The sequence below is a fragment of the Streptomyces sp. NPDC006134 genome, assembly GCF_040628835.1.
In the GTDB taxonomy this organism is placed as follows: Bacteria; Actinomycetota; Actinomycetes; order Streptomycetales; family Streptomycetaceae; genus Streptomyces.
The window spans coordinates 44,347-70,780 of record NZ_JBEXTV010000025.1; the positions used below are offsets into that span (position 1 = coordinate 44,347).

22 protein-coding genes are annotated in these 26,434 nt (G+C 72.9%); 20 read left to right on the top strand and 2 right to left on the bottom strand.

Features of this window, described 5'->3' with window-relative positions:
- Positions 1-3: 3 nt before the first annotated feature.
- The gene (locus ABZ340_RS18280; RefSeq protein ID WP_358782787.1) at positions 4-180 is read left to right on the top strand and encodes a hypothetical protein; all 177 of its coding nucleotides are present in this window, start codon (positions 4-6) and stop codon (positions 178-180) included.
- Positions 181-228: 48 nt separating this feature from the next.
- Here ABZ340_RS18280 and ABZ340_RS18285 read toward each other — a convergent pair whose 3' ends face one another.
- Positions 229-1,791: an MFS transporter gene (locus ABZ340_RS18285; protein ID WP_358782788.1), complete on the bottom strand. Its 1,563-nt coding sequence runs from the start codon at positions 1,789-1,791 to the stop codon at positions 229-231.
- Positions 1,792-2,419: 628 nt separating this feature from the next.
- Between ABZ340_RS18285 and ABZ340_RS18290 the strand changes: the two genes are divergently transcribed.
- From ABZ340_RS18290 to ABZ340_RS18305, 4 genes are all read left to right on the top strand, one after another.
- On the top strand, positions 2,420-3,802 hold the full coding sequence (locus tag ABZ340_RS18290; RefSeq protein ID WP_358782789.1) for an OFA family MFS transporter: 1,383 nt from the start codon (positions 2,420-2,422) through the stop codon (positions 3,800-3,802).
- Entirely contained in the window at positions 3,762-3,905 is a 144-nt protein-coding gene (locus ABZ340_RS18295; RefSeq protein ID WP_358782790.1) for a hypothetical protein, read from the top strand. Before ABZ340_RS18290 ends, ABZ340_RS18295 begins: the two co-directional genes overlap by 41 nt.
- Positions 3,906-4,096: 191 nt before the next feature.
- Positions 4,097-5,044 carry a beta-ketoacyl-ACP synthase III gene (locus tag ABZ340_RS18300; RefSeq protein WP_358782791.1) on the top strand — a complete coding sequence of 316 codons (948 nt, stop codon included), beginning with the start codon at positions 4,097-4,099 and terminating at the stop codon, positions 5,042-5,044.
- Positions 5,045-5,376: 332 nt separating this feature from the next.
- Entirely contained in the window at positions 5,377-6,054 is a 678-nt protein-coding gene (locus ABZ340_RS18305; protein ID WP_358782792.1) for a GntR family transcriptional regulator, read from the top strand.
- Positions 6,055-6,109: 55 nt separating this feature from the next.
- Here ABZ340_RS18305 and ABZ340_RS18310 read toward each other — a convergent pair whose 3' ends face one another.
- Positions 6,110-6,613, bottom strand: coding sequence for a DinB family protein (locus tag ABZ340_RS18310; protein WP_358782793.1), 504 nt, complete (start codon positions 6,611-6,613; stop codon positions 6,110-6,112).
- Between the two features lie 242 nt (positions 6,614-6,855).
- On the opposite strand from ABZ340_RS18310, the gene ABZ340_RS18315 reads away from it, so the two are divergent.
- The 15 genes from ABZ340_RS18315 to ABZ340_RS18385 all read left to right on the top strand — a co-directional run bounded on the left by ABZ340_RS18315 (position 6,856) and on the right by ABZ340_RS18385 (position 26,273).
- The gene (locus ABZ340_RS18315) at positions 6,856-8,037 is read left to right on the top strand and encodes an ROK family transcriptional regulator (protein WP_358782794.1); all 1,182 of its coding nucleotides are present in this window, start codon (positions 6,856-6,858) and stop codon (positions 8,035-8,037) included.
- Positions 8,038-8,241: 204 nt separating this feature from the next.
- Positions 8,242-9,759: a sugar ABC transporter ATP-binding protein gene (locus ABZ340_RS18320; RefSeq protein WP_358782795.1), complete on the top strand. Its 1,518-nt coding sequence runs from the start codon at positions 8,242-8,244 to the stop codon at positions 9,757-9,759.
- Entirely contained in the window at positions 9,756-10,775 is a 1,020-nt protein-coding gene (locus tag ABZ340_RS18325) for an ABC transporter permease (RefSeq protein WP_358782796.1), read from the top strand. Before ABZ340_RS18320 ends, ABZ340_RS18325 begins: the two co-directional genes overlap by 4 nt.
- A gap of 17 nt (positions 10,776-10,792) precedes the next feature.
- Positions 10,793-11,836, top strand: coding sequence for a substrate-binding domain-containing protein (locus ABZ340_RS18330; protein ID WP_358782797.1), 1,044 nt, complete (start codon positions 10,793-10,795; stop codon positions 11,834-11,836).
- A gap of 191 nt (positions 11,837-12,027) precedes the next feature.
- Positions 12,028-13,416, top strand: coding sequence for a Gfo/Idh/MocA family oxidoreductase (locus ABZ340_RS18335; RefSeq protein WP_358782798.1), 1,389 nt, complete (start codon positions 12,028-12,030; stop codon positions 13,414-13,416).
- Between the two features lie 90 nt (positions 13,417-13,506).
- Complete coding sequence (locus tag ABZ340_RS18340) at positions 13,507-14,505, top strand: sugar phosphate isomerase/epimerase family protein (RefSeq protein ID WP_358782799.1); 999 nt, start codon at positions 13,507-13,509, stop codon at positions 14,503-14,505.
- 148 nt (positions 14,506-14,653) lie between these two features.
- Positions 14,654-17,122 carry a PQQ-dependent sugar dehydrogenase gene (locus ABZ340_RS18345; protein ID WP_358782834.1) on the top strand — a complete coding sequence of 823 codons (2,469 nt, stop codon included), beginning with the start codon at positions 14,654-14,656 and terminating at the stop codon, positions 17,120-17,122.
- 14 nt (positions 17,123-17,136) lie between these two features.
- Positions 17,137-18,501 carry a ThuA domain-containing protein gene (locus ABZ340_RS18350; protein ID WP_358782800.1) on the top strand — a complete coding sequence of 455 codons (1,365 nt, stop codon included), beginning with the start codon at positions 17,137-17,139 and terminating at the stop codon, positions 18,499-18,501.
- 106 nt (positions 18,502-18,607) lie between these two features.
- Complete coding sequence (locus ABZ340_RS18355) at positions 18,608-19,876, top strand: inositol-3-phosphate synthase (RefSeq protein ID WP_358782801.1); 1,269 nt, start codon at positions 18,608-18,610, stop codon at positions 19,874-19,876.
- A complete protein-coding gene (locus tag ABZ340_RS18360) occupies positions 19,873-21,054 on the top strand; it encodes an SCO3242 family prenyltransferase (protein WP_358782802.1) in 1,182 nt (393 codons plus the stop codon). Before ABZ340_RS18355 ends, ABZ340_RS18360 begins: the two co-directional genes overlap by 4 nt.
- Positions 21,051-22,127, top strand: coding sequence for a sugar phosphate isomerase/epimerase family protein (locus ABZ340_RS18365; protein WP_358782803.1), 1,077 nt, complete (start codon positions 21,051-21,053; stop codon positions 22,125-22,127). Before ABZ340_RS18360 ends, ABZ340_RS18365 begins: the two co-directional genes overlap by 4 nt.
- The gene (locus tag ABZ340_RS18370; RefSeq protein ID WP_358782804.1) at positions 22,124-22,852 is read left to right on the top strand and encodes an EboA domain-containing protein; all 729 of its coding nucleotides are present in this window, start codon (positions 22,124-22,126) and stop codon (positions 22,850-22,852) included. Before ABZ340_RS18365 ends, ABZ340_RS18370 begins: the two co-directional genes overlap by 4 nt.
- Entirely contained in the window at positions 22,852-23,700 is an 849-nt protein-coding gene (locus ABZ340_RS18375) for a TatD family hydrolase (RefSeq protein WP_358782805.1), read from the top strand. The genes ABZ340_RS18370 and ABZ340_RS18375 overlap by 1 nt, the downstream gene beginning before the upstream one ends.
- A 3-nt stretch (positions 23,701-23,703) precedes the next feature.
- Positions 23,704-24,873: a metabolite traffic protein EboE gene (gene eboE, locus ABZ340_RS18380; RefSeq protein ID WP_358782806.1), complete on the top strand. Its 1,170-nt coding sequence runs from the start codon at positions 23,704-23,706 to the stop codon at positions 24,871-24,873.
- Complete coding sequence (locus tag ABZ340_RS18385) at positions 24,870-26,273, top strand: nucleotide pyrophosphatase/phosphodiesterase family protein (protein ID WP_358782807.1); 1,404 nt, start codon at positions 24,870-24,872, stop codon at positions 26,271-26,273. Before eboE ends, ABZ340_RS18385 begins: the two co-directional genes overlap by 4 nt.
- The last annotated feature ends 161 nt before the right edge of the window (positions 26,274-26,434 follow it).

Below are 26,434 nucleotides of genomic sequence, written 5' to 3' on the forward strand. Positions count from 1 at the left end.
CACGTGCAGGGCGAGGTGACAGCCCGCTCCGCAGTACGCGCACCCCTCGATGCGGCTGCCGCGGTACAGGCGGGCCGGGTCGGGCAGCGGGGCGTCGCGCTCGACGGCGAGCCGCGCGCCGAGGCCGCGCCCGGCGACGGAGAGGACACGGTCCTCGAAGGTGCCCTGCGGCGGGCCTGATCCTGGGTTCTGCCCCCACCCTCTGAGAGCCCCGAACAGAAGGGGCTCTCAGACGGAGCTGCGGGCCTCTTCGCAGTCCGGCTCCGGTACCGGGCCCTTCTTCTTCCCGGCAGCGGGCAAGGTGATCAGCAGCACAGCTGCTCCGAGGAGTGCGATGACCGCGATCCAGCCCGCGCCGACGTGCATGGCATGGACAAACGCGTTGTCGGCAGCCTGAGCAAGGGCGGGCCGGTGAAGAGCGGTGGCGACGTGGCGGGCCTGTTCGGCGGAAACCCGCGCCTGATCCTGCACCGGACCGGGCGCGCCCTCCAGCGAAGGTTCGATCGCACGTCGGTACATGATCGACATGATCGTGCCGCCTACTGCGATTCCGATCACGCTGCCGGTTTGCCGCACGGTGTTGGTGACGGCCGATCCCGCACCGGCCTGCTCCAACGGCAGGTTGCCGAGCAACGCGGCCGTGACGGGGCCGATCACCATGCCGGTCGAGAGACCCTGTACCAGCAACAGGACCTCGATCCAGGCGAGCGGGGTGTGGAGTCCGAGGAGCCCGTATCCGCCCATGGTCAGCGCAGCCACGGTCAGCGCCGGCACGGTGACGAGGCGCAGCGGCAGGCGGCGAACCAGGCGCGCGGCAAGGGGCGCCCCCGCGAGCGCGCCGAGTGCGGTCGGGATATTGGCCAAACCCGCCTTCATCGGCGAAAATCCGAGCGCTCCTTGCAGGTAGAACGCGTTATAGAACGTGATGGCGGCCACGCCGAAGAGCAGCAATCCGAGCGCCGCGTTGCCGCCACCGAATGTGCGGTGCGCGAGCAGGCGCGGATCGAAGATGGGCACCTTGACACGCAGTTCGACGAGTACGAAAACGGCCAGCAGAACCAGGCCGGCAACGATCGGCGCCCAGACGTCGGTACGACTCCACGCGGCCACCTGCCCCGCCCGGATCAGCCCGTAGGCCAGCGCCGCGAGCCCACTGATCGACAGCAGCATTCCAGCGGGGTCCAGTGGCCGCAGAGTGGGGCTGCGGAAATTCGGAACCAGCACGGCGAGCCCGACCGACGCCAATGCCGCGACCGGGACGTTGATCAGAAAGACCGAGCCCCACCAGAAATGATCGAGCAGGAACCCGGCCAGCACCGGGCCGGCAGCCATTCCGACACCGGCCGACGTCGAGAAAACACCGATCGCGGCAGCCCGCGCGGGGCCGGTGAAGGTCCACACGAGGATGGCCATCATGGCGGGCGTGATCAGCGCGCTGCCCACCCCCATCACGGCTCGAGCCGCAATCAGCTGGCCCACATCGCTTGCGTACGCCGCCCACAGCGAGGCCCCGGAGAAGATCGCCAACCCGCTGGAGAAAACAGTCCGGTGACCGAACCGATCGCCCAATGCGCCTGCGGTGAACATCAATGTGGCGAAGGCCAGAGTGTACGAACCGGTCGCCCATTGCAGCTGACCTGGATTGGCCCCCAGCCCACGGACCGGATCTGCGAGGGTCTCCAGCGCAGTACTCAGGACGGTATTTTCCAGCCAAATCAGCAGCGAACACAACATGAGAACGGCAAGGATCAACTGCTGCCTGGACTTCGGCAACGTTGGAGGCGCGGTCATGGACACCTTCGAATATCGCTCGGTGGGAACTCGAACGACTGGACCGTAGGGAAACTCCACGACACTGTCAAGCTCGGAATTTCTCTCCAATAATGTTGCGGCTGAACGGACTGTATGCCCTCTGCCGGATTTGCGGACCGAGCAATTCTGTGCCCTCTGGTGGATTTGCAAGTCGAGGGATTCCATGGCTTCCGGAGGGTTGCGGCCGAGTGGATTTCATGCCCTCCAGTGAGCCGGACGCTTGCCGCGCACCATTTCCGCGTCACTCGCCATGGCCTTCCGAACTCGGTCCCGGCGGATCGGGTCGTGAGAGCGGCGACACCAGCACCACGTGCTCCACACCCGCCCGCCGGGCTGCCGCGAGGATGTCCGAGACCGGGCCCCGCATCACGCCCCGGCCCGCCCACCGTCCATCGGCGAACTCGCCGACAAGCAAGCGGCGCGGCGGCAGGACCTGGTCGCGTCAACGCTCGGCGCGCCGGCCACCGCTCGTGGCCACAGCTCGTCCGGGAGGCCGCGGCGCGGCCGGTCCGCGGGTGACCGTTCGGCGCGCCCCGCATACCGTTCACCGCATACGGTCGACCCGGGTCTTCTCAACCCGGCTGCGGTTCCCTACCGTCCGGGACCCATGAGCCCACCGGTCGCACCCCCGGGCTGGAGCCGCTGGCTGGTTCCGCCCGCCGCCCTCTCGGTCCACCTCTCCATCGGGCAGGCGTACGCCTGGTCCGTGTTCAAGCCGCCTCTGGAATCCGCGCTCGGCTTCAGCGGCACGCTCAGCGCGCTGCCCTTCCAGCTCGGCATCGTCATGCTCGGCCTGTCGGCCGCGTTCGGCGGCACGCTGGTCGAGCGCAACGGGCCGCGCTGGGCGATGACCGTCGCCCTCGTCTGCTTCTCCTCCGGTTTCCTGCTCTCCGCGCTGGGGGCCGCCGCCGAGCAGTACTGGCTGATCGTGTTCGGCTACGGCTTCGTCGGCGGGATCGGCCTGGGCATCGGCTACATCTCGCCGGTCTCCACGCTGATCAAGTGGTTCCCGGACCGGCCCGGCATGGCCACCGGCATCGCCATCATGGGCTTCGGCGGTGGCGCGCTCATCGCCTCGCCCTGGTCGGCGCAGATGCTGGACTCCTTCGGCGCGGACTCCTCCGGGATCGCCCTCGCCTTCCTCGTGCACGGGCTGTCGTACGCCGTGTTCATGCTGCTCGGCGTCCTGCTGGTGCGGGTGCCGCCCGGCACGGCGCGGCCCGCGGGCGGTACGGCGGGCACGGACACGGGCACGGGCATGGGCACGGACACGGGCGGGGGCGTGCGGGTGTCGGCGCGGGGCGCCGTGCGCACCCCGCAGTTCTGGTGCCTGTGGGTCGTGCTCTGCACGAACGTCACCGCGGGCATCGGCATCCTGGAGAAGGCCGCCCCGATGATCACGGACTTCTTCGCGGACACCTCCGCGCCCGTGTCCGCGACGGCCGCCGCCGGATTCGTCGCCCTGCTGTCGGCGGCGAACATGGCCGGCCGCATCGGCTGGTCCTCGGCCTCCGACCTGATCGGCCGGAAGAACGTCTACCGTGTCTACCTCGGCGCCGGCGCGCTGATGTACGCGCTCATCGCGCTGTTCGGCGACGCCTCCAAGCCGCTGTTCGTCCTGTGCGCGCTGGTCGTCCTCTCCTTCTACGGCGGCGGCTTCGCGACGATCCCCGCCTATCTGAAGGACCTGTTCGGCACGTACCAGGTCGGCGCCATCCACGGGCGGCTGCTCACCGCCTGGTCCACGGCCGGGGTCCTCGGGCCGCTGATCGTCAACTGGATCGCCGACCGGCAGGAGGCGGCGGGCCGGCACGGCTCGTCCCTGTACGGCCTGTCGTTCGCCGTCATGATCGGCCTGCTGGCCGTCGGCTTCGCCGCCAACGAGCTGGTCCGGCCCGTCCACCCCCGCCACCACGTCCCCGCCCGTCCCGCATCCGAGGAGGCCGCCGATGCCGGCACCGTCCCACGGCAACAGCCCGAGTCCGCCTGAGCGGCGCCCGCTGATCGCCTTCGCCTGGCTGTGGGTGGGGGCACCCCTGGCGTACGGCCTCTACGAACTGGTGCGGAAGGCGGCGCAGTTGTTCACGGGGTGAGGGGGAGGGCGAGGGCGGTGACCGGCCGGGGCGATCGCCGGTGACAGAGGGTGAACATTCGGGCGTCCGAGGGCCTGACGGAAGGCGACAAGCCGGGCGCCCGATTCCTGTCGGTTCACCTGCCGCCCTACCCGCGAGTCACTGATCAGACTGATGAATCCCGCTACCGAGGCAACGAGGGGGATCCGTCCATGAACGGCTCGCGCATCGCCGCAGTCGGCCACTACCAGCCCGCCAGGGTGCTCACCAACGAGGACCTGGCGGACCTGGTCGACACCAGCGACGAGTGGATCCGCAGCCGGGTGGGCATCCGCACCCGCCGGATCGCCGGCCCCGACGAACCGGTGGACGAGCTGGCCGCGCACGCCGCCGCGAAGGCGCTCGCGGCGGCCGGGCTGGCGCCCGCCGACGTGGACCTGGTGCTGGTCGCCACCTCCACCGCCGTCGACCGCTCCCCGAACACCGCCGCCCGCGTCGCGGCCCGCCTCGGCATCCCGCAGCCCGCCGTGCTGGACGTCAACGTCGTGTGCGCCGGATTCACCCACGCCCTGGCCACCGCCGACCACGCCGTCCGCGCGGGGGCCGCGCGCCGCGCCCTGGTGATCGGCGCCGACAAGATGTCCGAGGTGACCGACTGGACCGACCGCAGCACCTGCGTGCTGGTCGGCGACGGGGCGGGGGCCGCCGTCGTCGAGCCCTGCCCGGAGGAGCGGGAGCCCGGGATCGGCCCGGTGCTGTGGGGGTCGGTGCCCGAGATGGGGCGGGCGGTGCGGATCGAGGGGACGCCGCCGCGGTTCGCCCAGGAGGGGCAGGCCGTCTACCGCTGGGCCACCACCCGGCTGCCGCCCCTGGCCCGCCAAGCCTGCGAGCGGTCCGGGCTGGCGCCGGAGGACCTCGCCGCGGTCGTACTGCACCAGGCGAACCTGCGCATCATCGAGCCCCTCGCCGAGAAGATCGGCGCCGTCAACGCCGTCGTCGCCCGGGACGTGACCGAGTCGGGCAACACCTCCGCGGCCAGCATCCCGCTCGCCTTCGCCAAGCTGGTCGAGCGGGGCGAAATCACCTCGGGGGACCCGGTGCTGCTCTTCGGCTTCGGCGGCAACCTGTCGTACGCCGGTCAGGTCGTCCGCTGCCCCTGAGCGGGCGGGGGCGCGGCACCCGGACCTCCCTCCGTCCGGGCCTCCCTCCGTCCGGACCTCCCTCCGTCCGGACCTCCCTCCGTCCGGGTCATCCTCCGCCCGGCTCCTCCGCCCGGCTCCTCCGTCCGGGCCCTTCGTCCGGACTCCTCCGCCCGGGCCTCCGCCCGGGCCTCCGCCCGGGCCTCCGTGCGGGCCGCCTCCCAGGGCTGGTGGGTCGCCTTTCGGGGCCCCGGCCCCGCGCGCCGTAGACTGTAGACGAAAAACAATTTAGACTTTCTTTACGGTCATGCGGTTGTCGCTGCCGTGCACGGCCCTGCCGAGGAGGGACCGCGATGTTGTCGACAGGACTGCCCCAGGGGGCGGTGCCCAGGCTCGAACGCCCCGGCCCGCTGCGGGACCGTGTCTACGAGGCGCTGCTCGAACTCATCACCACCCGCGCCCTGCAACCCGGTCAGCACCTGGTGGAGAGCGAGCTCGCGGGCCACCTGGGCGTGTCCCGCCAGCCGGTCCGCGAGGCGCTGCAGCGGCTGAACACCGAAGGGTGGATCGATCTGCGGCCCGCCCAGGGCGCGTTCGTGCACGTGCCGACGGAGGACGAGGCCGACCAGCTGCTGACGGTCCGTACGCTGCTGGAGGCCGAGGCCGCCCGGCTCGCCGCCGCCGGTGCGGACAGCGCGGGCGTCGCCGCCCTGGAGGAGCTGTGCGCCGAGGGCGAGCGGGCGGTGGCCGCCGACGACGTGGACGGCGCCGTCGCGCTGAACGCCCGTTTCCACGCCAAGATCATGGAGCTGGCCGGCAACACGGTCCTCGCCGAACTCGCCCGGCAGGTCGACCGCCGGGTGCGCTGGTACTACACGCCCGTCGCCCGGCAGCGCGGCCGGCAGTCCTGGATCGAGCACCGGGAGCTGATCGCCGCGATCGCCGACCGGGACGAGCAGCGTGCGACGCACCTGATGCGGGAGCACACGGAGCACACCCGGCGCTCGTACCACGCGCGCGCGCAGTCCTGACGCGGGGCGGTCCGAGGCGCGGGGCGCCCGCCGTGCTCCGTCGGGCGCCCGTGCCTCACGCCGCGGACGCGGCCCTCGTCAGGCGCAGCTGGCCGATCTCGGCCACGTTCTTCATCAGTTCGGCGTTCACCCAGGCCAGCATGTGGGCGACGGTGTGCCCGGGATCGCCCTCCCACGGGAACGGCGCGGCGCGGTCCAGGTCCGCTTCGGTGAGCCGTTCCGCCGCGCGGGACCACTCCTCGCGCAGGCCGCGCAACCAGGCGACGGCCGCGTCACCGGGGCCCGGCCACGCGATCTCGGACCGGCCGCGCGGCGTCCGGCCCGCCACATGGTCGGTGGCCACGCCCAGCCACCAGCCGATGTGCCAGCTCAGCCAGCCGATGGTGGGCACCGGGACGGGATCGGGCTCGGTGTCCGCCCAGTCCGGCACCCACCCTCCCGCGGCCTGCCGCCGCATGGTCCAGCAGTGCGGAGCCGGCTCCCACAGGAAGTCCTCCGCCTCCAGGCGCTCCGCGTGGTACTCGAAGAGCGACCACGTCAGGTCCCACTGCCATGTCATCAGTTCGCATCGTGAGGTCGGCACCGGGCGACGGTGACACACGCAGACGGCACCCGCCAAGCGGAAAGCACCCGGCCACACCGCCCTTTGTCCTCTCAGTGGAGAAAGTTGGCAGCAATTCGTGCGCGACTTCTTCCCACGGTCGGCAGCCGCTGCTACGTTCCCCTCCGAAAGCAAGCCACGGACGTGGCCGGAAACCGGCGCGCACAGGCCGTTGAGGCGGGGAGGGGCTCGTGAGACGCATGACCGCGCGACCTGCCAACGCCCACCAGGCCCGGCTGCTGAAGCTGCTGCGCGACGGCGGACCCAACTCCCGCGCCCAGCTGGGCGACCAGGTCGACCTGTCGCGGTCCAAGCTGGCCGTGGAGGTGGACCGGCTGCTGGAGACGGGGCTGGTCGTGGCCGACGGACTCGCCGCCTCGCGCGGCGGTCGCCGCTCCCACAACATCCGGCTCAACCCCGGCCTGCGCTTCCTCGGCGTCGACATCGGCGCGACCTCGGTCGACGTCGCCGTCACCAACGCCGAGCTGGAGATCCTCGGGCACATCAACCAGCCCATGGACGTCCGCGAGGGACCGGTCGCGGTCTTCGAGCAAGTCCTGTCCATGGCGGCGAAACTGAGGGTCTCGGGACTCGCGGAGGGATTCGACGGCGCCGGCATCGGTGTCCCCGGTCCGGTCCGCTTCCCCGAGGGCGTGCCGGTGGCCCCGCCGATCATGCCGGGCTGGGACGGCTTCCCCGTGCGGGAGGCGCTCAGCCAGGAACTCGGCTGCCCGGTCATGGTCGACAACGACGTGAACCTGATGGCGCTGGGGGAGCAGCACGCGGGCGTCGCCCGCACCGTCGCCGACTTCCTCTGCGTCAAGATCGGCACCGGCATCGGCTGCGGCATCGTCGTCGGCGGCGGCGTCCACCGCGGCACGACGGGCAGCGCGGGCGACATCGGGCACATCCAGGCCGTGCCCGACGGCCGCCCCTGCGCCTGCGGCAACCGGGGCTGTTTGGAAGCGCACTTCAGCGGCGCGGCGCTCGCCCGCGACGCGACGGAGGCCGCCCAGCAGGGGCGGTCGCCGGAACTGGCCGCACGGCTGGAGACGAACGGGGCCCTCAGCGCCGCCGACGTCGCCGCCGCGGCCGCCGCGGGCGACGCCACCGCCCTGGACCTGATCCGGGAGGGCGGCACCCGCACCGGCCAGGTCATCGCCGGCCTGGTCAGCTTCTTCAATCCGGGCCTGGTGGTGATCGGCGGCGGGGTGACCGGCCTCGGCCACACCCTGCTCGCCGCGATCCGCACCCAGGTCTACCGCCAGTCGCTGCCCCTGGCGACCGGCAACCTCCCCATCGTCCTGGGGGAACTGGGCCCCACCGCCGGAGTCATCGGCGCGGCCCGGCTCATCAGCGACCACCTGTTCTCACCCGCGTAACCGGCTCCGACCCACCACGTCACCAGTACAGCGCACCTCTCCACCCATCCCAGTACAGCGCACCGCTCCACCCGCCTTGTTCCGATACGCCCCGCTGTGCCCTGTCCCGCTCCGCTCAGCTCTCTTCCGTACCTCTGCACTGCACTGCTCTGCCCTGCTCTGTCCTGACACCGGCCCGCACGACGCCCGCCGAGGGGACCTCACATGGCACCAGAACCACCGCTGCTCAGCATGTCCGGCATCACCAAGTCGTTCCCCGGCGTCCGGGCCCTCGACGGTGTCGACCTGGACGTCCAGGCCGGCGAAGTGCACTGCCTGCTCGGCCAGAACGGCGCCGGGAAGTCCACGCTCATCAAAGTCCTGGCCGGCGCCCACCAGCCCGACACCGGCACCATCCGCTGGCGCGGCGAGGACGTCACGCTGCGCTCGCCGATCGCCGCCATGCGCCTGGGCATCGCCACCATCTACCAGGAACTCGACCTGGTGGAGCACCTGTCCGTCGCCGAGAACGTCCACCTCGGCCACGAGCCCACCACCGCCGGTTTCGTCGTCCGCGGCAAGGCGGCCCGCGCCGCGACGGCCACGCTGCTGAAGCGGCTCGGGCACCCCGAGATCGACCCGGCCCGCCTCGTCGGAGACCTCTCGGCGGCCCAGCAGCAGATCGTGTCGATGGCACGCGCCCTCTCCCACGACGTACGGCTGATCGTGATGGACGAGCCGTCCGCCGCGCTCGACCCGGACGAGGTCGACAACCTCTTCCGCATCGTCGGGGACCTCACCGCCGACGGCGTCGCCGTCGTCTACATCTCGCACCGCCTGGAGGAGATCCGCCGCATCGGCGACCGGGTCACCGTCCTGAAGGACGGCCGGGCCGTCGCACGCGGCCTGCCCGCGAAGACGACACCGACCACCGAGGTGGTGTCGCTGATGACGGGACGGAACGTGGAGTACGTCTTCCCCGAGCGGCCGGCGACGGCACCCGGCGGGGACCCGGTGCTCCGGGTGCAGGGGCTCGCGCGCGACGGCGAGTTCGCGCCCCTCGACCTGGAGGTCCGCCCCGGGGAGATCGTCGGGCTCGCCGGACTCGTCGGCTCCGGCCGTTCCGAGGTCCTGGAGACGATCTACGGCGCCCGCAAACCGACCGCCGGCCGGATCCTCGTGGACGGGCGGCCCCTGCGCCCCGGCAGCGTGCGCGCCGCCGTCCGCGCCGGACTCGGACTCGCCCCGGAGGAACGCAAGGCGCAGGCCCTGCTGATGCTGGAGTCCGTCACCCGCAACGTGTCGGTCTCCTCGATGTCCCGCTTCGCGCGCGGCGGCTGGATCGACCGGGGCGCCGAACTGGGCGCCGCCCGGGCCGCCACCCGCGAACTGTCCCTCAGGCCCGACAACCCGTCCGTGCCGGTGCGCACCCTGTCCGGCGGCAACCAGCAGAAAGCCGTCCTGGCCCGCTGGCTGCTGCGCGGCTGCCGGGTCCTGCTGCTCGACGAACCCACCCGCGGCGTCGACGTCGGCGCCCGCGCCGAACTGTACGCCGTGATCCGGCGCCTGGCCGACGAGGGCCTCGCCGTGCTGCTGGTCTCCAGCGAGGTGCCCGAGGTGCTCGGCCTCGCCGACCGGGTGCTGGTGCTGCGCGAGGGCCGCGTCGTGCACGAGGCGCCCGCCAGCGAACTCGACGAACACCGCGTACTCGACCTCGTGATGGAAGGAAGCCCGGCGTCATGACGCAGCACGTGTCCCCGCCACGGGGCGGCACCGGAAAAGCGGAGGCGGCGGACGGCCCGCCCGCCCGGCGGGGCCTGACGGCCCGAGTCGACGTCCGCACCCTGTCCCTGCTCGGCGTCCTCGCCGTCCTGGTCCTCATCGGCGGCATCACCAAGCCCGACGAGTTCCTCGACACCCGCAACCTGCAACTCGTCCTCACCCAGGCGTCCGTGATCGGCGTCGTCACCGTCGGCATGACCTTCGTCATCGTCTCCGGCGGCATCGACCTGTCGGTCGGCGCGATCGTCGCGCTCGCCTCGGTGTGGGCGACCACGGTGGCCACCCAGGAGTACGGCTTCGGCGGCATCCTCTTCACCGCGATCGTCGTCGGGGTGGGCTGCGGTCTGGTCAACGGGGTGCTCATCGCCTACGGGGCCATGGTCCCGTTCATCGCCACCCTCGCCATGCTGGCCTCGGCCCGCGGCCTGGCCCTGCAGATCACCGACGGCAGGACGCAGATCGTCACCGTCGAGGGCGTCCTCGACCTCGGCGAGCGCGATGCCTACGTGCTCGGCATCCCGCCGCTGGTGCTGGTCTTCGCGGCCGTCACCGTCATCGGCTGGCTGCTGCTGAACCGCACCACCTTCGGCCGCCGCACCGTCGCCGTCGGCGGCAACGCGGAAGCCGCCCGGCTCGCCGGCATCGACGTCCGCCGCCAGCGGCTGTACCTGTACCTGCTGTCCGGGCTGTGCTGCGGCATCGCCGCCTTCCTGCTGATCGTCCTGTCCGGCTCCGGCCAGAACACCAACGGCAACCTGTACGAGCTCGACGCCATCGCCGCCGCGATCATCGGCGGAACCCTGCTCAGCGGAGGCCGCGGCACCATCGTCGGCTCCGTGCTCGGCGTCCTGATCTTCACCACGATCACCAACATCTTCGCCCTGAACAACCTGCAGAGCGACGTCCAGCAGATCGCCAAGGGCGCGATCATCGTCGCCGCCGTGCTGGTCCAGCGCCGTACCGCAAGCACGACCTGAGGAGAGGGTTCACCGTCATGCCAGAGCTCACGAGCCGCAGAGGGCTGCTCTTCGGGGCCGCCGCCGTGTCCGCCGGTGCCTTCCTCACCGGGTGCACGAGCAACGAGTCCTCCGACGACGACCAGCCGGCCGCCAACGACCAGCCCGCCGCCGACGACAAGCCCGGCAAGCAGGTCACCATCGGCTACGCGGGCCCGCTCGCCGACCACGGCTGGCTCAACGCCATCAACGACCAGGCCAAGGGCCGTGCCGAGAAGTACTCCGACGTCACCCTGGAGGTCACCGAGGGCTCCAACGACACCGCCCAGCAGATCGGGCAGATCGAGACCCTCATCAACAAGAAGGTCGACGTCCTGGTGGTGCTGCCCGCCGACGGCAAGGCGCTCACCCAGGTCGGGCTGAAGGCGATGCGGGCCGGCATCCCGGTGGTCAACCTGGACCGGGTCTTCAACACCCCGCAGGCCTACCGCTGCTGGGTCGGCGGTGACAACTACGGCATGGGACTCAACGCCGGGCACTACATCGGCGAGAAGCTCAAGGACAAGCCGGACGCCCGGGTCGTCGAACTGGCCGGACTGGACAACCTGGAACTGACCCGGCAGCGCACCCAGGGCTTCGACGACGCCCTGAAGAACTACCCCAACATCAAGAAGGTGGCCCGCCAGGCCGCGGACTTCACCGTCGAGTCCGGGCAGGCCAAGATGGCCCAGCTGCTCCAGGCGCAGTCGAGGTTCGACGCGCTGTGGAACCACGACGACGACCAGGGCGTCGGCGCGCTGCGCGCCATCGAACAGGCCGGACGCGACGACTTCCTGATGGTCGGCGGCGCGGGCGCCCTGTCCGCCTTCCAGGCCATCAAACAGGACGACGGCGTGCTCAAGGCGACCGTCCTGTACCCGCCGACCATGGCCGCCTCCGCGATCGACCTCGCCCGCGCCCTCGGCCAGGGCAAGGGCATCGGCGGTCTCGCCGAGCACGAGATCCCGTCGTCGATCACCTTGTACTCGGCCGTGGTCGACAAGGAGAACGTCGACGAGTACATGTCCACCGGCTTCAAGTGAGGAGCCCGGCCCCGCGGGCCTGACCAGCCCGCCGGACGAGGCCACCGGACGAGGCCACCGGAGGGGTCCGCCGCGAGCGGGCCGCCCGGAGGGGGACGCCGCGCGCCGGCGCACCCACCGGGCGCGCCCGCGGGCGGCTCCGCCGGGCGGGCCCACCCCCCACCGCGCCACGACACGAGGAGGACATCCGCATGGGACAGCCGCAGCAGCCCGGCAGGGCCGAGGCGGAGGCAGCAGCCGCCAGGGCCGGGGCCACGGGCCACAGCACGGGGGCGGCGCCCGCCTCGGCGGCCGGTACCGGCGTCGGTGCCGGCACCGACGCCGGGAGCGGGGGCGCCGCGCCGGCCACCGCGCAGGCCGCTCCGGTGACCGGCGCCGTGCAGGCCGCCCCGGTGACCGGCGCCGCCAAGCCGCCACTGCGCGTCGGCATGGTCGGCTACGCCTTCATGGGCGCCGCCCACTCCCAGGGCTGGCGCACCGCGGGCCGCGTCTTCGACCTGCCGCTCACCCCGGAGCTGACCGCGATCTGCGGCCGGGACGCCGCGGCCGTCCGCGCGGCGGCCGACCGGCACGGCTGGGCGTCGGCCGAGACCGACTGGCGGGCCCTGGTCGAACGGGACGACATCGACCTCGTCGACATCTGCACTCCCGGCGACAGCCACGCCGAGATCGCGCTGGCCGCGCTCGCCGCCGGCAAGCACGTCCTGTGCGAGAAGCCCCTCGCCAACACCGTCGCCGAGGCCGAGGCGATGGTCCGGGCCGCCGAAGAGGCCCACGCCCGCGGGCAGTTGGCCATGGTCGGCTTCAACTACCGCCGGGTTCCGGCGACCGCGCTGGCCCGGCGCATGGTCGCCGAGGGCCGCATCGGCCGGCTGCGGCACGTGCGGGTGACGTACCTCCAGGACTGGCTCGTCGACCCGGCCGCGCCGCTGACCTGGCGGCTGCGCAAGGAGCAGGCCGGCTCCGGCTCGCTCGGCGACCTCGGGGCGCACATCGTCGACCTCGCGCAGTACCTGGCCGGCGAGCACCTCGCGGGCGTCTCCGGCCTGACCGAGACCTTCGTACGGCAGCGCCCGCTGCCCGGCCGCACCGCCCAGGGCCTGTCCGCCGCCCCGGCCGACGGCGGCACCGGGCAGGTCACCGTCGACGACGCCGCCCTGTTCACCGGCCGTTTCCCCTCCGGCGCCCTCGCCTCCTTCGAGGCCACCCGGTACGCCACCGGCCGCAAGAACGCCCTGCGCATCGAGCTCAACGGCGAGCGCGGCTCCCTCGCCTTCGACCTGGAACGGCTCAACGAGCTGTCGTACCACGACGGTACGGAGCCCGCCACGCACGCCGGGTTCCGCCGCATCCTCGTCACCGAGTCCGACCACCCCTACCTGGAGGGCTGGTGGCCGCCGGGTCACGGCCTCGGCTACGAGCACACCTTCGTCCACCAGGCCCGCGATCTGGTCCACGCCATCGCCGAGGGGCGCCGGCCCGAACCGTCCTTCGCCGACGGGCTCCAGGTGCAGCGCGTGCTGGCGGCGGTGGAGGAGAGCGCCGAGAAGAACTCCGTCTACACCCCGATCGCGGTCTGAGAAGACACAGGAACCAGAGGAAGACGCAGAAGTCAGAGGAAGACAGAGAAGCCAGAGGAAGACGCAGAGGCCAGAGGGAGACAGATACGGATGCCGCGCAACTTCACCCTGTTCACCGGCCAGTGGGCGGACCTCCCGCTGGAGGAGGTCTGCCGCCTGGCCCGCGACTTCGGCTACGACGGCCTGGAACTCGCCTGCTGGGGCGACCACTTCGAGGTCGACAAGGCGCTCGCCGACCCCTCGTACGTCGAAGGCCGCCACCAGCTCCTCGACAAGTACGGCCTGAAGTGCTGGGCCGTCTCCAACCACCTCGTCGGGCAGGCCGTCTGCGACGCCATCATCGACGAGCGCCACCAGGCGATCCTGCCCGCCCGCATCTGGGGCGACGGCGAGCCCGAGGGCGTGCGGCAGCGCGCCGCCGCCGAGCTGAAGGACACCGCGCGGGCCGCGGCGGCCCTGGGCGTCGACACCGTCATCGGCTTCACCGGTTCCGCCATCTGGCACCTGGTCGCCATGTTCCCGCCCGCCCCCGCGTCGATGATCGAACGCGGCTACGAGGACTTCGCCGAGCGCTGGAACCCGATCCTGGACGTCTTCGACGCCGAGGGCGTCCGCTTCGCTCACGAGGTCCACCCCAGCGAGATCGCCTACGACTACTGGACCACCCGGCGGGCACTGGAGGCGATCGGCCACCGCCCCGCCTTCGGCCTCAACTTCGACCCGTCCCACTTCGTGTGGCAGGACCTCGACCCCGTCGGCTTCCTGTGGGACTTCCGCGACCGGATCTACCACGTGGACTGCAAGGAGGCCCGCAAGCGCCTCGACGGCCGCAACGGCCGCCTCGGCTCCCACCTGCCGTGGGGCGACCCGCGCCGCGGCTGGGACTTCGTCTCCGCCGGGCACGGCGACGTGCCCTGGGAGGACGTCTTCCGCATGCTGCGCGCCATCGACTACCAGGGCCCGGTATCCGTGGAGTGGGAGGACGCCGGCATGGACCGGCTCCAGGGCGCCCCCGAGGCGCTGGCCCGCCTGAAGGCCTACGACTTCGAGCCGCCGTCGGCCTCCTTCGACGCCGCGTTCGGCAACTGACCACCGCTCACCGTCTCCGGGGTGACGGCGCACCCCGGCGTCCACGCACCCGACCCGTACAACCGGCCCCTTCCTGGAGGCATCAGTGCACGGGAACGACCGCACCAACCGCACCACCGACCCCACCCCCGGCACCCACAGAGCCGGGATCACCAGACGGCGCCCGTTCCGGCAGGCGATCGCCCTGCTCACCGGCGCCCTGCTGGCGGGCACCTCCCTCACCCTCGCCGCTCCCCAGGCGGGCGCGGCCGGCACCGACGCGAAGGCCGCCGCGGACGCCCCGGCCGCCGAGGACTTCCAGCAGGTCACCCTCGCCAAGGGCGAGCCGGAGGTCGGCGAGCCCATGTCGCTGGCCGTCCTGCCCGACCGCTCGGTCCTGCACACCTCCCGCGACGGCGAGCTGCGCCTGACCGACGCGGCGGGCAACACCAAGCTCGCGGGCAAGCTCGACGTGTACTCCCACGACGAGGAGGGCCTGCAGGGCGTCGGTATCGACCCCGGTTTCGCGCAGAACCGATACATCTACCTCTATTACGCGCCGCCGATGAACACCCCCGAAGGCGACGCCCCCGAGACCGGCACCGCCGCCGACTTCGCGCCCTTCGAGGGCGTCAACCGGCTCTCCCGGTTCGTGCTGAAGGAGGACGGCACCCTCGACACCGCCAGCGAGAAGAAGATCCTCGACGTGCCGACCACCCGCGGCATGTGCTGCCACGTCGGCGGCGACATCGACTTCGACGCGCAGGGCAACCTCTACCTGTCGACCGGTGACGACTCCAATCCCTTCCAGTCGGACGGCTTCACCCCGATCGACGAGCGCGCGAACCGCAATCCGGCCTTCGACGCCCAGCGCACCTCCGGCAACACCAACGACCTGCGCGGCAAGATCCTGCGCATCAAGGTGAACGAGGACGGCTCCTACTCCATCCCCGAGGGCAACCTCTTCCCGCCCGGCACGGACAAGACGCGGCCCGAGATCTACGCGATGGGCTTCCGCAACCCGTTCCGGTTCAACGTCGACAAGGAGACCGGCATCCTCTACGTCGGCGACTACGGTCCCGACGCCGGTGCCGCCGACCCGAACCGGGGCCCGGCCGGCCAGGTCGAGTTCGCCCGCGTCACCGGCCCCGGCAACTTCGGCTGGCCGTACTGCACCGGCGACAACGACGCCTACGTCGACTACGACTTCGCCACCGGGCAGTCCGGCGCGACCTTCGACTGCGCCGCCCCGAAGAACGACTCCCCGCACAACACCGGCCTGACGGACCTGCCCCCGGCGCAGCCGGCCTGGATCCCGTACGACGGCCCGTCCGTGCCCGAGTTCGGTGACGGCTCCGAGTCCCCGACGGGCGGCCCCGTCTACCACTACGACCCGGCCCTCGACTCGCCGGTGAAGTTCCCCGAAGCCTACGACGGCGACCTCTTCGTCGGCGAGTTCGGACGGCGCTGGATCAAGCGGATCACCAGCGACGCCGACGGCACCGTGCAGTCGATCAACGACGTGCCCTGGTCCGGCACCCAGGTGATGGACATGGAGTTCGGGCCCGACGGGGCGCTGTACGTCCTCGACTACGGCCTGTCCTGGTTCGGCGGCGACGAGCACTCCGCCCTGTACCGCATCGAGAACGCCACCGACGGCCACTCGCCCGTCGCCCAGGCCGCCGCGGACAAGACCTCCGGCCAGGCCCCGCTGCGGGTGAGCTTCTCCTCCGCGGGCACCACCGACCAGGACGGCGACGCCCTCACCTACAGCTGGGACTTCGGCGACGGCTCCACCTCCACCCAGGCCAACCCGACGCACCGCTACAAGAAGAACGGCACCTACACCGCCACGCTGACGGCGAAGGACCCCTCCGGCCGCACCGGCAGCGCCAGCGTGCAGATCGTCGTCGGCAACACCGCGCCCACGGTGACGCTGGACCTGCCCAAGGACGGCCAGCTGTTCAGCTTCGGCGACGCCATCCCGTTCAAGGTGCGGGTCACCGACCCCGAGGACGGCCGCTCCATCGACTGCTCCAAGGTCAAGGTCACCTTCATCCTCGGCCACGACACCCACGGCCACCCGCTCACCTCCGCCAACGGCTGCTCCGGCACCATCCAGACCAGCGCCGACGGCGGCCACGACGAGAACGCCGACATCTTCGGCGTCTTCGACGCCGAGTACACCGACAACGGGGGCGGCGGCCAGGCCCCGCTGACCACGCACGACCAGAACGTCACCCAGCCCAGGCACCGCCAGGCCGAGCACTTCGGCGACTCCTCGGGCGTCTCGGTCATCACCAAGGAGGCCGCGCACGGCGGCAAGACCGTCGGCGAGATCCACGACGGTGACTGGATCTCCTTCACGCCGTACGTCCTGAGCAACGCGGAGAAGGTCACCGCCCGCGTCTCCTCCGGCGGCGCCGGCGGCACCCTGGAGTTCCGCGCCGGGTCCCCCACGGGCACGCTGCTCGGCAAGGCGGCCGTGCCGGTCACCGGCGGCTGGGAGACCTTCCAGGACGTCTCCGCCGACCTGTCCCGCGCCCCGCGCGGCACCACCGAGCTCTTCCTGGTCTTCAAGGGCAGCGGCACGGGAGCCCTGTTCGACGTGGACGACTTCACCTTCACGACCGGCTGACAGGAGGTGGCACCATGCGTGTGACCGGACGAGTGACGACCGCCGCCGTGGGCGCCGCCCTGCTCCTCGGCACCCTGTCGGGGACGGCCGCCTCACAGGCCGGGGACGGCGACGGGAAGAGCGGCGGCAAGCGGGTGCTGGTCTTCTCCAAGACGGCCGGCTTCCGCCACGACTCGATCCCCGAGGGCGTCGCCACGGTGAAGCAGCTCGGCCAGGCGGGCGGCTTCGGGGTCGACGCCACCGAGGACGCGGGCGCGTTCACCCCGCACAACCTGCGGCGCTACGCAGCCGTCGTGTTCATGTCCACCACGGGTGACGTCCTCGACGCCGCGCAGCAGCGCGCCTTCGAGGGCTACATCCGCGGCGGCGGCGCCTACGTCGGCGTGCACGCCGCGGCCGACACCGAGTACGACTGGGAGTTCTACGGCGGCCTGGCCGGCGCCTACTTCCAGTCCCACCCGGCGATCCAGCCGGCCACCGTGGACGTCGAGGACCGCGCCCACCCGGCGACCTCGCACCTGGCGCGCACGTGGGACCGCACCGACGAGTGGTACAACTACCGCACCAACCCCCGGGAACGGGCCCACGTCCTCGCCTCGCTCGACGAGACGTCCTACGCCGGCGGCACCATGCACGGCGACCACCCGATCGCCTGGTGCCAGGACTACCAGGGCGGCCGTGCCTTCTACACCGGCGGCGGCCACACCAAGGAGTCCTACGCCGAACCCGCCTTCCGCGAGCACCTGCTCGGCGGCATCCGGTGGGCCATCGGCGACGCCCAGGCCGACTGCCGGCCGGAGAACGGCTACCGGCCGCTCTTCGACGGCACCTCCCTGGACGGCTGGAAGCAGGCGGGCCCCGGCTCGTTCACGCTGGGCGAGGACGGCACGCTCACCTCCTCCGGCGGCATGGGCATGCTCTGGTACGCCGACCGGAGCTTCGGCTCGTACTCGCTGAAGCTGGACTGGCGGACGGCCTCGGAGTCCGGGGACGACAACTCCGGTGTCTTCGTGGGCTTCCCGCCCTCCGACGACCCCTGGTCGGCGGTGAACAACGGCTACGAGATCCAGATCGACGCCACGGACGTGCCCGAGCGCACCACCGGGTCCGTCTACGGCTTCCGCTCCGCCGACCTGAAGAAGCGCGACCGCGCGCTGAACCCGCCGGGGGAGTGGAACACGTACGAGATCCGGGTGGAGGGCGAGCGGCTCCGCGTCTGGCTCAACGGCGTGAAGATCAACGACTACACCAACACCGACCCGGCCCGGAGCCTCGCGGACGGACACATCGGCATCCAGAACCACGGTGCCGAGGACCAGGTGTCCTTCCGCGACATCCGGATCAAGGAACTGCCCGCGACCACCTCGCAGGGCGACTGAGCGGCGGCGGGCGGGGGACGCCGGACCCCCGCCCGCCGTCAACCACCCGGCTTCTCCGGGTCTGTTCCGGGGCTCTGCCCAGACGCGTGTGACAAGGAGGCTGCCCATGTCCGCGTCCCCTTCTCCCTCCCCCTCCCCGTCTTCTTCCCCTTCTCCTTCTCTTCCTGAGGCCCGTACCGGTGTGTGGTTGATCGGAGCGCGGGGTTCCGTCGCCACGACCGTGGTGGCGGGCTGCGCCGCCGTGGCCGCCGGCCTGCACCCGCCGGCCGGCATGGTCACCGAGACACCCGTCTTCGCCGGCAGCGGGCTGCCGCCCCTGCCCTCCCTCGTCTTCGGCGGCCACGACACCGCCGACTGCCCCCTGCCCAAACGCGCCGAGGCCCTCGCCGCCGGCAACGTGCTGCCGCCCGGCCTGCCCGCGGCCGTCCACGCCGAACTGGCCGCCGCCGAACGCGAGATCCGCCCCGGCGGCCCCCTGCCCGGCGACACCCGTGACGAAGAGGCACTGATCACCGCCTTCGCCGCGGACATCCGCGACTTCGTACGGCGCTCGGGGCTGGCGCGGGCCGTCGTCGTGAACGTCGCCTCCACCGAGCCCGCGCCCGCCGGGGGCACCCTGCCGCCCAGCTCCCTGTACGCGGCGGCGGCCCTGCGCGCCGGCTGCCCGTACGTCAACTTCACCCCCTCCACCGGACTGCACCACCCGGCGCTGTCCGAGGCCGCGGCGGCGAGCGGCCTGCCGTACGCGGGCCGCGACGGCAAGACCGGGCAGACGCTGCTGCGCTCGGTGCTGGGCCCGATGTTCGCCCAGCGGGCGCTCACGGTCCGTGCCTGGTCCGGCACCAACCTCCTCGGCGGCGGCGACGGCGCCGCCCTCGCCGACCCGGCCGCCGCGGCGGCGAAGAACGCCGGCAAGGAACGCGTCCTCGCCGACACCCTCGGCACCACCCCCGAGGGCGAGGTCCACATCGACGACGTCCCCGCCCTCGGCGACTGGAAGACGGCCTGGGACCACATCGCCTTCGACGGCTTCCTCGGCTCCCGCATGATCCTCCAGACCATCTGGCAAGGCTGTGACTCCGCGCTGGCCGCCCCGCTCGTGCTGGACCTGGCCCGGCTGGCCGCCCGTGCCCACGAGGCGGGCCTGTCCGGCCCGCTGAGCGAGCTGGCCTTCTACTTCAAGGACCCCGTGGGGGACGCGCCGGCGGGTCTCGCGGAGCAGTACGCCGAGCTGAGCCGGTTCGCGGAGCGGTTGCGGGGAGCGGCGACGGGGGAGAGGCCGGATGAGCGGCCGGATCAGCGGACGGGAGAGGGCCCGGGCGAACGACCGGGCCGGTGGCCCGACGGTGCCGACGGGCTCGGGGGCCGACGATGACCCCGGCCGACGCCTCGGCGTCCGTCGCGTCCGCCGTGTCCCCTGCGTCCGCCGCGTCCCGCGAGCGTGCCGGGCAACCGTCCAGCCCGCCCCGCGAGCCCCGCGCGTCTCGCCCGCCCCGCGCGTCCGCCTGGGCCGAACTGCTCCGCCTGCCCGCGCTGTTCACCGTTCCCGGTGACGTCCTGGCGGGCGCCGCGGCGGCCGGAGCGCCCGCCGGTCCCCGCGCCCTGCTCGCCATCGGCTCCTCCCTCTGCCTGTACGAGGCCGGCATGGCCCTCAACGACTGGGCGGACCGCGCCGAGGACGCCGCCGAGCGTCCGCACCGCCCGCTCCCGTCCGGCCGCATCCGCCCGGCCGCCGCTCTCACCGCGGCCTGCGCCCTCACCGGCGCCGGACTGGCCCTGGCCGCCGGCGCGGGCCGCCGGGCCCTCGCCGTCGCCACACCGCTCGCGGCGACCGTCTGGGCCTACGACCTCGCCCTGAAGCACACGCCGGCCGGCCCCGCGGCCATGGCCGCGGCCCGCGGCCTCGACCTGCTGCTGGGCGCCGCGGCCACCACCGGCCGCACCCGCGCCGCGCTGCCGTCCGCCGCGCTGCTCGGCACCCACACCCTCGCGGTCACGGCCGTGTCCCGCCAGGAGACCCGCGGCGGTTCGGCCCTGGCCCCGCTGGCGGCCTGCGTCACGACCGGACTGCTGACCCGGCTGGTGACCCGCCGCCCCACCCGACTCCCGGCAGGCCGACGGGAAGCAGCCGCCCCCGGCCTGCCGGGCCCTCTCCCGGATCCCGGCTCCGGTCAGGACACCGCTCGGCCGACGGCCGCCCGGCCGGGCAGCGGGCAAGGCCCCGCCCGGCCGGCCGCCACTGTCCGGTTCGGCACTGCACGGTCCGCCACCATTCGGTCCTCCACCGTCCGGTCCGGCACCGGTCAGGGCACCGCCCGCCTCACCGCCGCCCTCGGTGCCGCCTACGCCGCGACCGCCGCCCGGCCCTACCTCCACGCCGCCCTCAACCCCTCACCCCCGCTCACCCAACGAGCCGTCGGCGGCGGCATCCGCGCCACGATCCCCCTCCAGGCCGCACTCACCGCCCGCTCCGGCGCCGCGGCCACCGCGCTCCTGGTCGCGGCCCTCGCACCGGCCGGACGGAAGTTCGCGAGGAAGGTGAGCATCACGTGAGCCACGCAGCCCGCCGCCCCGGCGACCGGCCGACGACAACGGCCCCGGCCGACGACGTCCGGCTCCGAGCCGATGCCGCCCACCCCCAAGCCGATGACACCCGGCCCCAGGACGCAGGCCCGGAGCCCGGCACTCCCGGCTCCGCCTCCCTCCGCTCCGCCTCCCTCCGCTCCGCCTCCCTCCGCTTCGGCTACGGCACCAACGGCCTCACCGACCTCCGCCTCGACGACGCCCTCACCCTCCTCGCCGACCTCGGCTACGACGGCGTCGGCCTCACCCTCGACCACATGCACCTCGACCCCCTCGCCCCGGACCTCGCCGCCCGCACCCGCCGGGTCGCGCGGCGGCTGGACGCGCTCGGCCTGGGCGTCACCGTGGAGACGGGCGCCCGCTACGTCCTCGACCCGCGCCGCAAACACGGCCCCTCCCTCCTCGACCCCGACCCGGACGACCGCGCCCGCCGCGCCGGCCTGCTCCTGACCGCCGTACGCGTCGCCGCCGACCTCGGTGCCCACGCCGTCCACTGCTTCAGCGGCATCACCCCCGACGGCACGGACGAGGACACGGCGTGGAAACGCCTGGCCGAGACCCTCACCCCGGTCGTGGACGCCGCCGCCACCGCCGGAGTCCCCCTCGCCGTCGAACCCGAACCCGGTCACCTCCTCGCCACCCTCGACGGCTTCCACCGCCTGCGCCGCACCCTCGGCGACCCCGACGCCCTCGGCCTCACCCTGGACATCGGCCACTGCCAGTGCCTCGAACCCCTCCCTCCCGCCGACTGCGTCCGCGCCGCCGGCCCGTGGCTGCGGCACGTCCAGATCGAGGACATGCGCCGCGGCGTCCACGAACACCTCCCCTTCGGCGACGGCGAGATCGACTTCCCGCCCGTCCTCGCGGCCCTCGCCGCCACCGGCTACCAGGGCCTGACCGTCGTCGAACTGCCCCGCCACTCCCACGCCGGGCCCCACCATGCCGCACGCTCCCTCCCGTTCCTCCGCCGGGCGGCGGCAGCCTCCGCCGACCGGCCGTCCGGGACCGTCCCCTCCGTCACCCCCGAAGGGAGCACCCCATGACGCACCCCCACACCACCCGCGTCACCCAGGACGCGGACGGCACCGGCACCGCACGGGACACCGAGGGCACCACCCCCGCCCTCGCCCCGCCGGACCGCCTGCGCGCCGACCTCTCCGCCCGCCTCGGCGGCGCCGCCCGCGCCTGGCTCGACCAGGCCCTCGACGAGGCCGCCACCCACCCCGGCGGCCACGGCCCCCTCTCCGTGTGGGAACTGCGCCTCGCCGAGGCGGGCCGGCGCTGCGGCCCCGCCCACGCCGACGCCGCCCGCGTCCTCATCCTGCACGCGGCCCGCGCCGACGCCGACGCCCTGGCCCGCGTCTACGCCCAAGGCACCGCCGACGAACGCCGCGCCGTCCTGCACGCCCTGCCCCACCTCGTGCCCGGCCCCGAGGCCCTCCCGCTCGTCGAGGACGCCCTGCGCACCAACGACACCCGCCTGCTGGCCGCCGCCGTCGGCCCCTACGCCGCCCGGCACCTCGACCCCCACCAGTGGCGGCACGCCGTGCTGAAGTGCCTGTTCACCGGCGTCTCCGTGGACCATGTGGCGGACCTGGCCCACCGCGCCCACGGAGACGCGGAACTCGCCCGGATGCTCGCCGACTACGCCGCCGAACGCAGAGCCGCAGACCGCCCCGTCCCCGAAGACCTGCACCGCGTCCTGGCCCTGACCGAGCCCGCGACCGACTCGCCCCGCCCGGCCGGCCCCCACGGCAAGGAGTCCTGATGCGCATCTTCGACCCCCACATCCACATGACCTCCCGCACCACCGACGACTACGAGGCCATGTACGCCGCGGGCGTCCGCGCCGTCGTCGAACCCGCCTTCTGGCTGGGCCAGCCCCGCACCTCTCCCGCCTCCTTCTATGACTACTTCGACTCCCTGCTCGGCTGGGAACCCTTCCGCGCCGCCCAGTACGGCATCGCCCACCACTGCACGATCGCCCTCAACCCCAAGGAGGCCAACGACCCGCGCTGCACCCCCGTCCTCGACGAACTGCCCCGCTACCTCGTCAAGGACCGCGTCGTCGCCGTCGGCGAGATCGGCTACGACTCGATGACCCCCGCCGAGGACACCGCGCTCGCCGCCCAGCTCCAGCTCGCCGCCGACCACGGCCTGCCCGCGCTCGTACACACCCCCCACCGCGACAAACCGGCCGGCCTGCGCCGCACCCTCGACGTGATCCGCGAGTCCGCGCTGCCCACCGACCGGGTCCTGGTCGACCACCTCAACGAGACCACCGTCAAGGAGGCCAAGGACAGCGGCGCCTGGCTCGGCTTCTCCGTCTATCCGGACACCAAGATGGACGAGAAGCGGATGGTCGCGATCCTCCGCGCGTACGGCCCCGAGCAGGTGCTGGTCAACTCCGCCGCCGACTGGGGCAGGAGCGACCCGCTGAAGACCCGCAAGGTCGCCGACCTCATGCTCGCCGAGGGCTTCGACGAGGACGACGTGGACCGCGTGCTGTGGCGCAACCCGGTCGCGTTCTACGGGCTCAGCGGACGCCTCGACCTCGACGTCGCCACGCCCGGCGCCACCCACGAGGGCAACTCGATCCTGCGCGGCGGGGAGTGAGCGATGCGTTTCCGGCACCCCGACGGCTCCGTCGTCCACCTCGCCTACTGCACCAACGTGCACCCCGCCGAGACCCTCGACGGCGTCCTCGCCCAGCTGCGCGACCACTGCGAACCGGTCCGCCGCCGCCTGGGCCGCGACCGCCTCGGCATCGGCCTGTGGCTGGCCCGCGACGCCGCCCACGCCCTGGTCACCGACCCCTCCGCGCTGCGCGGCCTGCGCGCCGAACTCGACCGGCGCGGCCTGGAGGTCGTCACCCTCAACGGCTTCCCCTACGAGGGCTTCGGCGCCGAAGAGGTCAAGTACCGCGTCTACAAGCCGGACTGGGCCGACCCCGAACGCCTGGACCACACCACCTCCCTCGCCCGCGTCCTCGCCGGCCTGCTGCCCGACGACGTCACCGAGGGCAGCATCTCCACCCTGCCGCTGGCCTGGCGCACCGCCTACGACGACACCCGCGCCGACAAGGCCCGCGCCGCCCTGGTCACCCTCGCCGAACGCCTGGACGCCCTTCAGGAGCTGACCGGCCGCTCCATCCGCGTCGGCCTGGAACCCGAACCCGGCTGCGTCGTGGAGACCACCCAGGACGCCCTCGCGCCGCTCACCGCGATCGCCCACCCCCGCATCGGCATCTGCGTCGACACCTGCCACCTCGCCACCTCCTTCGAAGACCCGCACACCGCCCTGGACGCCCTGGCCGCCGCCCGCGTCCCCGTCGTCAAGTCCCAGCTCTCCGCCGCCCTGCACGCCGAACACCCCCGTCTCCCCGAGGTCCGCCAGGCCCTCGCCGCCTTCGCCGAACCCCGCTTCCTGCACCAGACCCGCGCCGTCACCACCGCCGGACTGCACGCCACCGACGACCTCGACGAGGCCCTCGCCGGCGACGCCCTGCCCGGCACGGTGCCCTGGCGCTCCCACTTCCACGTCCCGCTGCACGCCGACCCCGCAGCACCCCTCACCTCCACCCTCCCCGTCCTCGAGGCCGCCCTGACCCGGCTGGTCGGCGGCCCGCACCCGCTCACCCGCCACCTGGAGGTCGAGACCTACACCTGGCAGGCCCTCCCGCCCGAGCTGCGCCCCCGCGCCCGCGCCCAGCTCACCGACGGCATCGCCGCCGAGCTCACCCTCGCCCGCGAACTGCTCACCGACCTCGGCCTGAAGGAGCTGCCATGACCGGACCCGCCCGCACCGACGGCACCGGCCCCACCCCGCTCCTCGTCCTGGACGTCGTCGGCCTCACCCCCCGTCTCCTCGACCACATGCCCCACCTGAAGACCCTCGCGCAGTCCGGCTCCCACGCCCCCCTCGGCACCGTCCTGCCCGCCGTCACCTGCGCCGCCCAGTCCACCTTCCTCACCGGCACCCTCCCCTCCGAGCACGGCATCGTCGGCAACGGCTGGTACTTCCGCGAACTCGGCGACGTCCTGCTGTGGCGCCAGCACAACGGACTCGTCGCCGGCGACAGACTCTGGGACGCCGCCCGCCGCGCCCACCCCGGCTACACCGTCGCCAACATCTGCTGGTGGTACGCCATGGGCGCCGACACCGACATCACCGTCACCCCCCGCCCCGTCTACTACGCCGACGGCCGCAAGGAACCCGACTGCTACACCCGGCCCCCCGCCCTGCACAACGAACTCACCGAGAAGTTCGGCACCTTCCCCCTCTTCCACTTCTGGGGACCCGGCGCCGACCTGGTCTCCAGCCGGTGGATCATCGACGCCACCCGGCACATCATGCGCACCCGCCGCCCCGACCTGACGCTCTGCTACCTCCCTCACCTCGACTACGACCTGCAGCGCTTCGGCCCCGACGACCCGCGCTCCCTGAAAGCCGCCACCGACCTGGACGCGGCGATGGCACCCCTCCTGGACGACGCCCGCGCCGAGGGCCGCACCGTCGTCGCGCTGTCCGAGTACGGCATCACCCGTGTGAACCGGTCCGTCGACATCAACCGCGCCCTGCGCCGCGCCGGGCTGCTGGAGGTGCACACGCAGGACGGCATGGAGTACCTCGACCCGATGGCCTCCCGCGCCTTCGCGGTCGCCGACCACCAGATCGCCCACGTCTACGTCCGCCGCCCCGAGGACCTGGACGCGGCCCGCGCCGCCCTCGACGGCCTGCCCGGCATCGACCAGCTCCTCGACGACGAGGGCAAGAAGGCCCACCATCTCGACCATCCGCGCGCCGGCGACCTCGTCGCCGTCGCCGAGCCGGACGCCTGGTTCACGTACTACTACTGGCTCGACGACGCCCGCGCGCCCGACTTCGCACGACTCGTCGAGATCCACCGCAAACCCGGCTACGACCCGGTCGAGCTGTTCATGGACCCGCTCGACCCCTACGTCAAGGTCAAGGCGGCCACCGCCCTGGCCCGCAAGAAACTCGGCATGCGCTACCGCATGGCGGTCGTGCCGCTGGACGCCTCACCTATTCGCGGCAGCCACGGCCGCCTCCCCGCGAGCGACGACGACGGTCCGCTCCTCATCTGCTCCACCCCCCACGCCGTCGGCGACCGTGTCGCGGCCACCGACGTCAAGCAACTCCTGCTCCATCTCGCCGGACTCGGCTGACGCACGGCCGCCGGGATCCAGCTGCATTCAGTGAAGCACGCACCACTGACAACGACCCGCCCCGAGCACATCGGCGCAGGTCACGACAGAGAAGGCAGGCACCCGTGACACTGTTTCCCCGGTCTCCCCGCACCACCGGCACCACCGGCACCGACGCGGTC